Source organism: Streptomyces sp. ADI96-02 (genome assembly GCF_003846185.1).
In the GTDB taxonomy this organism is placed as follows: Bacteria; Actinomycetota; Actinomycetes; order Streptomycetales; family Streptomycetaceae; genus Streptomyces.
In genome coordinates this window covers 4,564,029-4,573,343 of record NZ_ML123034.1, presented here as the reverse complement: position 1 = coordinate 4,573,343, position 9,315 = coordinate 4,564,029, and the positions used below count along the sequence as shown (strand labels likewise).

Genomic DNA, 9,315 nt, shown 5'->3' with positions numbered 1-9,315 from the left:
CCCGTCCGCGTCTCGTGCGGGGCGTCCGGCACCCGCCGGGGCCGGGTCCGGGCCGGGCCGGACCAGCGTCCGGCCGGCCCGGACGAGCGCTCCGTTCCGGTGAACGTTCCCCTGAACATTCCAATGAACCGAACGCCTCCCGCAACCGTGTCCCTGTGCGCAACACGACCGTTGCCGGACCGCAATGCGGACAGGGGGTGACGCTGGGCGGACATTCGCCTAGATTTCCTGCCCATTACGCCGATGACCAGCGAGGGGACGGAGCACCCATGCCTGAAGAACACGAAACGAAACGACCAACGGTCACTCCCGTGAGGGTGGTGATCGGGCTGTGCCTCTTCGCACCCTTCGTGGCGATGCTGTGGGTGAGCTCGTACGCCCGGGTCGAACCGACGTTCATCGGCATCCCGTTCTTCTACTGGTACCAGATGCTCTGGGTCGTCATCTCGACCGCGCTGACGATGATCGCGTACGTGCTGTGGCAGCGTGACCAGCGCGCCCGCAAGAAGGGTGCCTCCGCATGAAGGACGGCGTGAACGGCGTCGCACTCGCCGTCTTCATCTTCTTCTTCCTGGCCGTCACGGTCATGGGCTTCATGGCCGCCCGCTGGCGCAAGGCCGACAACGAGGCCACCCTCGACGAGTGGGGCCTGGGCGGCCGGTCCTTCGGCACCTGGGTCACCTGGTTCCTGCTGGGCGGCGACCTGTACACCGCGTACACCTTCGTCGCCGTCCCCGCGGCGATCTACGCGGCGGGTGCGGCGGGCTTCTTCGCCGTTCCGTACACGATCCTGGTCTATCCCCTGATCTTCACCTTCCTGCCGCGCCTGTGGTCCGTTTCGCACAAGCACGGCTATGTGACCACCTCGGACTTCGTGCGCGGGCGCTTCGGGTCGAAGGGCCTCTCGCTGGCGGTCGCCCTCACGGGCCTCCTGGCCACGATGCCCTACATCGCGCTCCAGCTCGTCGGCATCCAGGCGGTGCTGGACGTGATGGGCGTGGGCGGCGGCGAGGACACGCACTGGTTCATCAAGGACCTGCCGATCCTCATCGCCTTCGCGGTCCTCGCCGCGTACACCTACTCCTCGGGGCTGCGCGCTCCGGCGCTGATCGCGTTCGTCAAGGACGGACTGATCTACCTGGTCATCGCGGTCGCGATCATCTACATCCCGATCAAGCTCGGCGGTTTCGGCGAGATCTTCGCCAAGGCGGGCGAGGCGTTCGCCCAGGAGAACCCGGCCACCGGCCAGCCGCGCGGCTCGCTCGTCCCGGGCGACATGGGCCAGTGGGGGTACGCCACCCTGGCGCTCGGCTCGGCGCTGGCGCTCTTCATGTACCCGCACTCCATCACGGCGACGCTCTCCAGCCGCAGCCGCGAGGTGATCCGGCGCAACACCACGATCCTGCCGCTGTACTCGCTGATGCTGGGCCTGCTGGCGCTGCTCGGCTTCATGGCGATCGCGGCCGGGGTCAAGGTCGACAACGGCCAACTCGCCATCCCGCAGCTCTTCGAGAACATGTTCCCCGCCTGGTTCGCGGGCGTGGCGTTCGCCGCCATCGGCATCGGCGCGCTGGTGCCGGCCGCGATCATGTCCATCGCGGCGGCGAACCTGTTCACCCGCAACATCTACAAGGACTTCCTCAAACCGGACGCCACTCCGGCCCAGGAGACCAAGGTCTCCAAGCTGGTGTCGCTGCTGGTCAAGGTCGGCGCGCTGGTCTTCGTCCTGACCATGGACAAGACGGTGGCGATCAACTTCCAGCTGCTGGGCGGGATCTGGATCCTCCAGACGATGCCGGCCCTGGTCGGCGGCCTGTTCACCCGGTGGTTCCACCGCTGGGCGCTGATAGCCGGCTGGGCGGTCGGCATGCTGTACGGGACGATCGCCGCGTACGGCGTGGCGAGCCCGACCCAGAAGCACTTCGGCGGATCGTCGAAGGAGATCCCCGGTATCGGCGAGATCGGCTACATCGGTCTGACCGCGTTCGTCCTCAACCTGGTGGTCGTCGTGGTCCTCACGTTCGTCCTGAACGCGCTGAAGGCCCCGGCCGGCATCGACGAGACCTCGCCGTCCGACTACACGGCGGACGTCGGCGACCCGGGTGTCGTGGAGGAGCTGCCGCCGGCCACGGCGGGCGCGCCGGGCGGTCACTGACGACCCGACGCGAACGGCTGTACGTGCCCCCTTCCCGGCCCCCGGGAAGGGGGCACGCGCGCGTGGAGGGCCCCCGGGCGCCGCGCGTGCTCCCTGAGGCTCCCGGGGCTCCTGTCGCTCGCGGGGCCTTCCGCCTCGGCGCCCGGGAGCGGCCCGAGGCCGGTGGCGGAGCGGGTTCCGCCGCCTTCCGGGCCCCGGCGGACCGCCTTCCGGGCCAAGGCGCGACGGGCCCACAACGGACCGATCACCCCATCGCGACACAACATGTGGGGGCTTCCTCATCGGGCGGCCCCCACATGTATGCTCGACCTCGCTGTCGCCGCAGGGGAATCCGGTGCGAATCCGGAACTGTCCCGCAACGGTGTGATCAGTGTGCTTCTGCACACCCGCAAGTCCGAAGACCTGTCGACAGTGCGTCCGGCTCGACCGAACCGGACGCCAGACGTCCGGGCCTCGCGGATGGGCCGGTGGACGCCGTGCGCAGTGCTGCCCCGCCCCGGGCTGCCCGCTGCCCGGCTGCCCCGCTCTCCGCCGGCCCCAGCCGAGCGAGGGAAAGCCCAGTGACCATCGCGCCCGCCGATCCGGTTTCAGCAGCCGAATCCGCCGTGTCCAGCCCGTCCGGCAACGCCGCGAACGACGGACCCGGGACCGCCCTGCTGCGGACCCTGACCGACCTCACCGTCGATCTGCCCGACACCGACCCCGGACGGGTCGCCGCCGCCGCGCTGCGCGGGCGCAACGCCCGCTCCGACGAGGCCGAGCTGCGCTCGCTGGCCACCGAGGCCGCCGCCGGGCTGATCTCCGAGGACCCGGCGTACTCCCGGCTCGCCGCCCGGCTGCTGACCCGCACGATCGCCGACGAGGCCGCCGGCCAGGGCGCGACGTCCTTCTCCGCCTCGGTCGCCGTCGGCCACCGCGAGGGCCTGATCGCCGACCGCACCGCCGCGTTCGTCCAGGCGCACGCGAGGACGCTGGACGCGCTCGTCGAGCGGGCGCTGACCGAGGGGGCGGACGACCGCTTCGGCTACTTCGGCCTGCGCACCCTGCACAGCCGCTACCTGCTGCGCCACCCGCTCACCCGCCAGGTCATCGAGACGCCGCAGCACTTCATGCTGCGCGTCGCGGCGGGCCTCGCCGAGGACGATTCGGTGCGGGCGCTGGACGAGGTCGCCGCGCTGTACGGGCTGATGAGCCGGCTGGACTACCTGCCCTCCTCCCCCACCCTCTTCAACTCCGGCACCCGGCACCCGCAGATGTCCTCCTGCTACCTGCTGGACTCGCCCAAGGACGAGCTGGACTCGATCTACGACCGCTACCACCAGGTGGCGCGGCTCTCCAAGCACGCGGGCGGCATCGGTCTGTCGTACTCCCGCATCCGCGCGCGGGGTTCGCTGATCCGGGGCACCAACGGGCACTCCAACGGCATCGTGCCGTTCCTCAAGACGCTGGACGCCTCGGTCGCGGCGGTGAACCAGGGCGGTCGCCGCAAGGGCGCGGCGGCGGTCTACCTGGAGACCTGGCACGCGGACATCGAGGAGTTCCTGGAGCTGCGCGACAACACGGGCGAGGACCAGCGGCGTACGCACAACCTGAACCTGGCGCACTGGATCCCGGACGAGTTCATGCGCCGGGTGGACGCGGACACCGAGTGGTCGCTGTTCTCGCCGGCCGAGGTGCCCGAGCTGGTCGACCTGTGGGGCGACGCGTTCGACGCGGCCTACCGCGCGGCCGAGGCCAGGGGGCTGGCCCGCAAGACGATGCCGGCGCGCGAGCTGTACGGCCGCATGATGCGTACCCTCGCGCAGACCGGACAGGGTTGGATGACGTTCAAGGACGCCTCCAACCGGACCGCGAACCAGACCGCCGAGCCGGGCCGGGTCGTCCACTCCTCGAACCTGTGCACCGAGATCCTCGAAGTCACCGACGACGGCGAGACGGCCGTCTGCAACCTGGGCTCGGTCAACCTGGGCGCGTTCGTGAAGGGCGGCTCGATCGACTGGGAGCGGCTGGACGCCACCGTGCGCACCGCCGTGACCTTCCTGGACCGGGTCGTCGACATCAACTTCTACCCGACCGAGCAGGCCGGGCGCTCCAACTCCCGCTGGCGGCCGGTGGGCCTGGGGGCGATGGGCCTCCAGGACGTCTTCTTCCAGCTGCGGCTGCCCTTCGACTCCGCCGAGGCCCGCGCGCTGTCCACCAGGATCTCCGAGCGGATCATGCTGGCCGCCTACGAGGCGTCCTGCGACCTCGCCGAGCGGTCGGGCCCGCTGCCCGCCTGGGCCGAGACCCGCACCGCACGCGGGGTGCTGCACCCCGACCACTACGCCACCGAGCTGAACTGGCCGGAGCGCTGGGACGCGCTGCGCGCCCGGGTCGCGAAGACCGGCATGCGCAACTCGCTGCTGCTCGCCATCGCCCCGACCGCCACCATCGCCTCGATCGCCGGGGTGTACGAGTGCATCGAGCCGCAGGTCTCCAACCTGTTCAAGCGCGAGACGCTCAGCGGTGAGTTCCTCCAGGTCAACGCCTACCTGGTGGACGAGCTGAAGAAGCTCGGCGTGTGGGACGCCCGCACCCGCGAGGCGCTGCGCGAGGCCAGCGGCTCGGTGCAGGGCTTCGCCTGGATCCCCGAGGACGTGCGGGCGCTGTACCGCACGGCGTGGGAGATCCCGCAGCGCGGCCTGATCGACATGGCGGCGGCCCGTACGCCGTTCCTCGACCAGAGCCAGTCGCTCAACCTGTTCCTGGAGACGCCGACGATCGGCAAGCTCTCCTCGATGTACGCGTACGCCTGGAAGCAGGGGCTGAAGACGACGTACTACCTCCGTTCGCGCCCGGCGACCCGGATCGCCCGCGCCGCGTCCGGAGCCGCGTCGGCCGCCGCCCCCATTCCCGTACAGCAGGCGTCGGCTCCCGACGCGGACGCCATCGCCTGCTCCCTCGAAAACCCCGAGTCCTGCGAGGCCTGCCAGTAATGAGCACCACGAACAACGAGAAGAACCTGCTCGACCCGGGCTTCGAGCTGACCCTGCGTCCCATGCGCTACCCGGACTTCTACGAGCGCTACCGGGACGCGATCAAGAACACCTGGACGGTGGAGGAGGTCGACCTCCACTCCGACGTCGCCGACCTCGCGAAGCTGTCGCCGGGTGAGCAGCACATGATCGGCCGCCTCGTCGCCTTCTTCGCGACGGGCGACTCGATCGTCTCGAACAACCTCGTGCTGACGCTGTACAAGCACATCAACTCCCCCGAGGCGCGGCTGTACCTGTCGCGGCAGCTCTTCGAGGAGGCCGTGCACGTCCAGTTCTATCTGACGCTGCTGGACACCTACCTGCCCGACCCGGACGACCGGGCGGCGGCGTTCGACGCGGTCGAGGAGATCCCGTCGATCCGCGAGAAGGCCCAGTTCTGCTTCCGGTGGATGGACTCCGTCGAGAAGATCGACCGGCTGGAGACGAAGGCGGACCGCCGTCGCTTCCTGCTCAACCTGATCTGCTTCGCGGCGTGCATCGAGGGGCTGTTCTTCTACGGCGCGTTCGCCTACGTGTACTGGTTCCGTTCGCGCGGCCTGCTGCACGGTCTCGCCACCGGCACCAACTGGGTTTTCCGTGACGAGACGATGCACATGAACTTCGCGTTCGAGGTCGTGGACACCGTCCGCAAGGAGGAGCCCGACCTGTTCGACGACGCGCTCCAGCAGCAGGTCACCGACATGCTGAAGGAGGCCGTCGAGGCGGAGCTCCAGTTCGGCCGCGACCTGTGCGGCGAGGGCCTGCCGGGCATGAACACCGAGTCGATGCGCCAGTACCTGGAGTGCGTCGCCGACCAGCGGCTCGCCCGCCTCGGCTTCCCGACGGTGTACGGCTCGGAGAACCCGTTCTCCTTCATGGAGCTCCAGGGCGTCCAGGAGCTGACGAACTTCTTCGAGCGCCGCCCGTCCGCCTACCAGGTGGCCGTGGAGGGCTCGGTCGGCTTCGACGACGACTTCTAGGCCCTGCCTCAACCGGTGTGGTGAGGATGCCCGGTGACCGGCGTCCTCACCACAGCGACTCCGCGCCCGCCGAGTCAGACGGTGTCGAACTCTCCGGCCCGGACGCCGCCGACGAAAGCGGTGAACACCTCGACGGGAACCGTGAGAACCGGACCGCCCGCGACCTTGGAGTCACGGACCGGGACGACGCCGCACGAGGCGACGAGGTCGGCGGCGACCTCGACGCAGTCGCCGCCGTTGTTGCTGTACGAGGACGTGAACCATCGGGGGGTTTCGGTCGTCACAGGGTGCCCTTTCGCAACTGGCTGATCTTGGCCACGGACGCTGCCGTCGACAGCGACTCACGTTGCAGTTGATGGTAGGCCGTCAACATGGGCGTCACACCCGAGCTCTCCCGGTCCAGATGCCCCTGAGCCTGGGATTCGGCGTAGCACATCATGGACCGGTCCGGCAGCGTCAGGATGTTCACGGGGAGATCGAAGGTCCGTCGCTCGCCGATCTCGTACGGCGCCACCTGGAGCAGGCTGTTGGGCAGTTCGGCGAACTCGATGAGATAGTCCAGCTGGGCGTTCATCACTGCGGGTCCGCCGACGGGCCGTCGGATGCAGCTCTCGTCCATGATGACGAACAGCATGGGCGGCCGGGGGCGCACCAGCGCCGCCTGCCGCTCCGACAGGAACGCGACGCGCTCCTCAGCCTGCTCGGGCGTGATCGCCCCTCGACGCAGGGCGCTCTCGGCCAGGACCCGCGCGTACGCCGGAGTCTGCAACAGGCCGGGAACGATGCCGAGGTTGTACAGCCGGAGCTCCACCGCGCGGCCCTCGTACCCGACGTACTCCGGGAAGCCCTCCAGCATGAAGCCGCGCCGCAGCTCGACCCACTCGCGCTCGAACGAATCGGTGGTTTCGTTCGTGCCGAAGACCTGGTCGGACTGGCGCGCGAAGCGCAGGGTCGGCGCTTTGCGCGCCGTTTCCACGGCCGACACATGCTGACTGGAGTACCCGATCCGGGGAGCCAGTTCCTCCTGGCTCCACCCCCGCGCCTCCCGAAACCGCCGGATGCGTGCGCCGTAGGCCGCCCGCGGGCTGCTGCCGGGGTTCAGTTCCTTGCGATTGACCATGCCGTAGCCCCTCCCCTTCCTTCACCACGACCGAGTTGAAGGGTCCTTCACGGTAGGCCACATCGCAGCGACCCGGTAGCCGAACGGCTACAGAGAGGAGCCATGGGTGGACGGCGTGAACGCCCGTCCGAATACGGAGGAGTTGAGCCTGGTGACATCACAGGGGCCCGGCACCGTCAGCAGCCGGTGCCAGGCCCCTGTGCCCTGTGCGGGAGTGGGTGGCGTCCTCAGTCGTTGGCGACGACCTCGTAGCGCGGCGTGCCCTCCTCCATCTGCCGCAGCGCGTCCTTGCGGTCCCGCTTGGAGAGGCGGTCGATGTAGAGGTAGCCGTAGAGGTGGTCCGTCTCGTGCTGGAGGCAGCGCGCGAAGTAACCGCTGCCCCGCACCTTGATCGGGTTGCCCTTCGCGTCCTGGCCGCGCACCACCGCGTAGTCGGGGCGGGCGAGGGAGGCGTACGCGGTCGGGACCGAGAGGCAGCCCTCGTTGGAGTCGTCCAGCACCCGCGCCTCGGGGGGCAGCTCCTCCAGGACCGGGTTGCAGACCACGCCGGTGTGGCGGTTGCCGTCGTCGTCGGGGCAGTCGTAGACGAAGACCTTGAGGTCGACACCGATCTGGTTGGCCGCCAGGCCCACGCCCTCGGCCGTCTTCTGGCTGGCGAACATGTCGTCGATCAGCTGCGCCAACTCGTCGCCGAACTCGGTGACGTCCTTGCACTCCTTGTGCAGCACCGGGTTGCCCACGACCGTGATCGGACGCGACGTGCCGCGCTCCCGGTACGCCGCCTCGCGCGCCTCGCAGTCCTCGGTGTCGACGATGAACCCCTCGTCGTCCACGCCGATCCGCCCGTCCGTCTCCTGCTGCGCCATGTCCGCCGTACGCCTTCCTGCAAAACCTGAACCCGGGGAACCCGGGAAGCCCGGGAAACACCGCACCGCGATCGGTGCCCGTACAGCCTACGGGCAGCGGTCAGCAGACTTCTTCGAGATCGCGCCACTCGCGGCTGTCCGGGCTGTCTGCGACCCAGCCGTCCAGCAGTCCGCGCACCAGCCCGGCGGGCGCGGCCAGACCGCACTCGCGCTCCGGCACCCACAGGTCCCCTCCGCCGGCCGTGCGGTGGCCCAGCGGCCCCGGATGGCCCGGCTCGCTGTGGTCGTGCGGGTCCAGGTGCTCCCCGTCGCCCTCGTCGCTCTCCATCCGGCTCTCCGAGCAGGCCCGGCAGAGCAGCCGTACGGAGGACGACCAGTCCTCGGCGGCGAACCCGGCGTCCGAGGCCAGCTGCTCCAGCGCGTCCCGGTCCTCCTCGGTGGCCGCCTCCAGCAGCACCACCCAGGTCGGCACCGGCGAGGGCGCCCACAGCTCGATCTCGTCGAAGACCGGATAGGCGGGCCCGGCGGCGGTGACCCGCTCGCCGTTGGGCACGCCGTCGTGCAGCACGACCTCGCCCCAGCGCCGCCCGGAGGACGGCAGGGGGATCGACAGGACTTCCATGCGGGCCGGATCGAGCCGGCGACCCCAGACCACCTCGGCCTCGCCCTCGGGCGACAGCCGTACCGCCGCGCTGCCCAGCTCCATGCCCGTCGGCTCGGTGGTCGCCGCGCCGTGCTGCCCGCCGCCGGGCACCTTGAGCCCGTACGCCTGCCAGGCCCGCCGCGCCAGCGGCCAGTCCTGGAGCGCGGTGGCGGCGATGCCGACGTTCCACCAGTCGGGCGCCCCGGACTCCCGGTCGAGCAGCGCGACGGCCCGCAGGCCCGCCGCTCTCGCCTGCTCCCAGTCGTGCCGGAACTTGTGCAGCAGCGCCAGATTGAACCAGGACTCCGAGAGCCAGGGCTCCAGATCCGCCGCACGCGTCAGCAGCGCCCCCGCGTCCTCGTACCGGCCGTCGCCGATCAGCGTGAACGCGCGGTCGGTGGCCTGCCGCCACGAGGCGGACGGCCGATGCCGTACCTTCCCGAAGATCCTCACGATTCCCGCCTGTCCCGACTGGACACCCTCGTTTTCCGCTCTGCTTTCGCATCCAACCATGCCCGGCCGGACGCCCGCTCATTA

Annotated in this window: 8 protein-coding genes and 1 riboswitch; of the genes, 4 read left to right on the top strand and 4 right to left on the bottom strand. The window is 70.0% G+C overall.

Going from position 1 to position 9,315, the window contains the following annotated elements; translation table 11 throughout:
* Positions 1-269: 269 nt before the first annotated feature.
* From EES43_RS20300 to EES43_RS20285, 4 genes are all read left to right on the top strand, one after another.
* The gene (locus EES43_RS20300; RefSeq protein WP_124270027.1) at positions 270-524 is read left to right on the top strand and encodes a DUF3311 domain-containing protein; all 255 of its coding nucleotides are present in this window, start codon (positions 270-272) and stop codon (positions 522-524) included.
* Positions 521-2,155 carry a monocarboxylate uptake permease MctP gene (locus EES43_RS20295; RefSeq protein ID WP_124270026.1) on the top strand — a complete coding sequence of 545 codons (1,635 nt, stop codon included), beginning with the start codon at positions 521-523 and terminating at the stop codon, positions 2,153-2,155. Before EES43_RS20300 ends, EES43_RS20295 begins: the two co-directional genes overlap by 4 nt.
* A 288-nt stretch (positions 2,156-2,443) precedes the next feature.
* A riboswitch (cobalamin riboswitch) is annotated at positions 2,444-2,580 on the top strand.
* 135 nt (positions 2,581-2,715) lie between these two features.
* Complete coding sequence (locus EES43_RS20290) at positions 2,716-5,130, top strand: ribonucleoside-diphosphate reductase subunit alpha (protein WP_124270025.1); 2,415 nt, start codon at positions 2,716-2,718, stop codon at positions 5,128-5,130.
* A complete protein-coding gene (locus tag EES43_RS20285) occupies positions 5,130-6,149 on the top strand; it encodes a ribonucleotide-diphosphate reductase subunit beta (protein WP_124270024.1) in 1,020 nt (339 codons plus the stop codon). The genes EES43_RS20290 and EES43_RS20285 overlap by 1 nt, the downstream gene beginning before the upstream one ends.
* Positions 6,150-6,223: 74 nt before the next feature.
* On the opposite strand, the gene EES43_RS20280 is transcribed toward EES43_RS20285, so the two are convergent.
* The 4 genes from EES43_RS20280 to EES43_RS20265 form a co-directional block, all read right to left on the bottom strand.
* Complete coding sequence (locus EES43_RS20280) at positions 6,224-6,433, bottom strand: DUF397 domain-containing protein (protein WP_124270023.1); 210 nt, start codon at positions 6,431-6,433, stop codon at positions 6,224-6,226.
* Positions 6,430-7,269 carry a helix-turn-helix domain-containing protein gene (locus EES43_RS20275; protein ID WP_124270022.1) on the bottom strand — a complete coding sequence of 280 codons (840 nt, stop codon included), beginning with the start codon at positions 7,267-7,269 and terminating at the stop codon, positions 6,430-6,432. Before EES43_RS20275 ends, EES43_RS20280 begins: the two co-directional genes overlap by 4 nt.
* A gap of 227 nt (positions 7,270-7,496) precedes the next feature.
* Positions 7,497-8,135 carry a peptide deformylase gene (def, locus tag EES43_RS20270; RefSeq protein ID WP_124270021.1) on the bottom strand — a complete coding sequence of 213 codons (639 nt, stop codon included), beginning with the start codon at positions 8,133-8,135 and terminating at the stop codon, positions 7,497-7,499.
* Positions 8,136-8,235: 100 nt separating this feature from the next.
* The gene (locus EES43_RS20265; protein ID WP_124270020.1) at positions 8,236-9,231 is read right to left on the bottom strand and encodes a tetratricopeptide repeat protein; all 996 of its coding nucleotides are present in this window, start codon (positions 9,229-9,231) and stop codon (positions 8,236-8,238) included.
* Between the last annotated feature and the right edge of the window lie 84 nt (positions 9,232-9,315).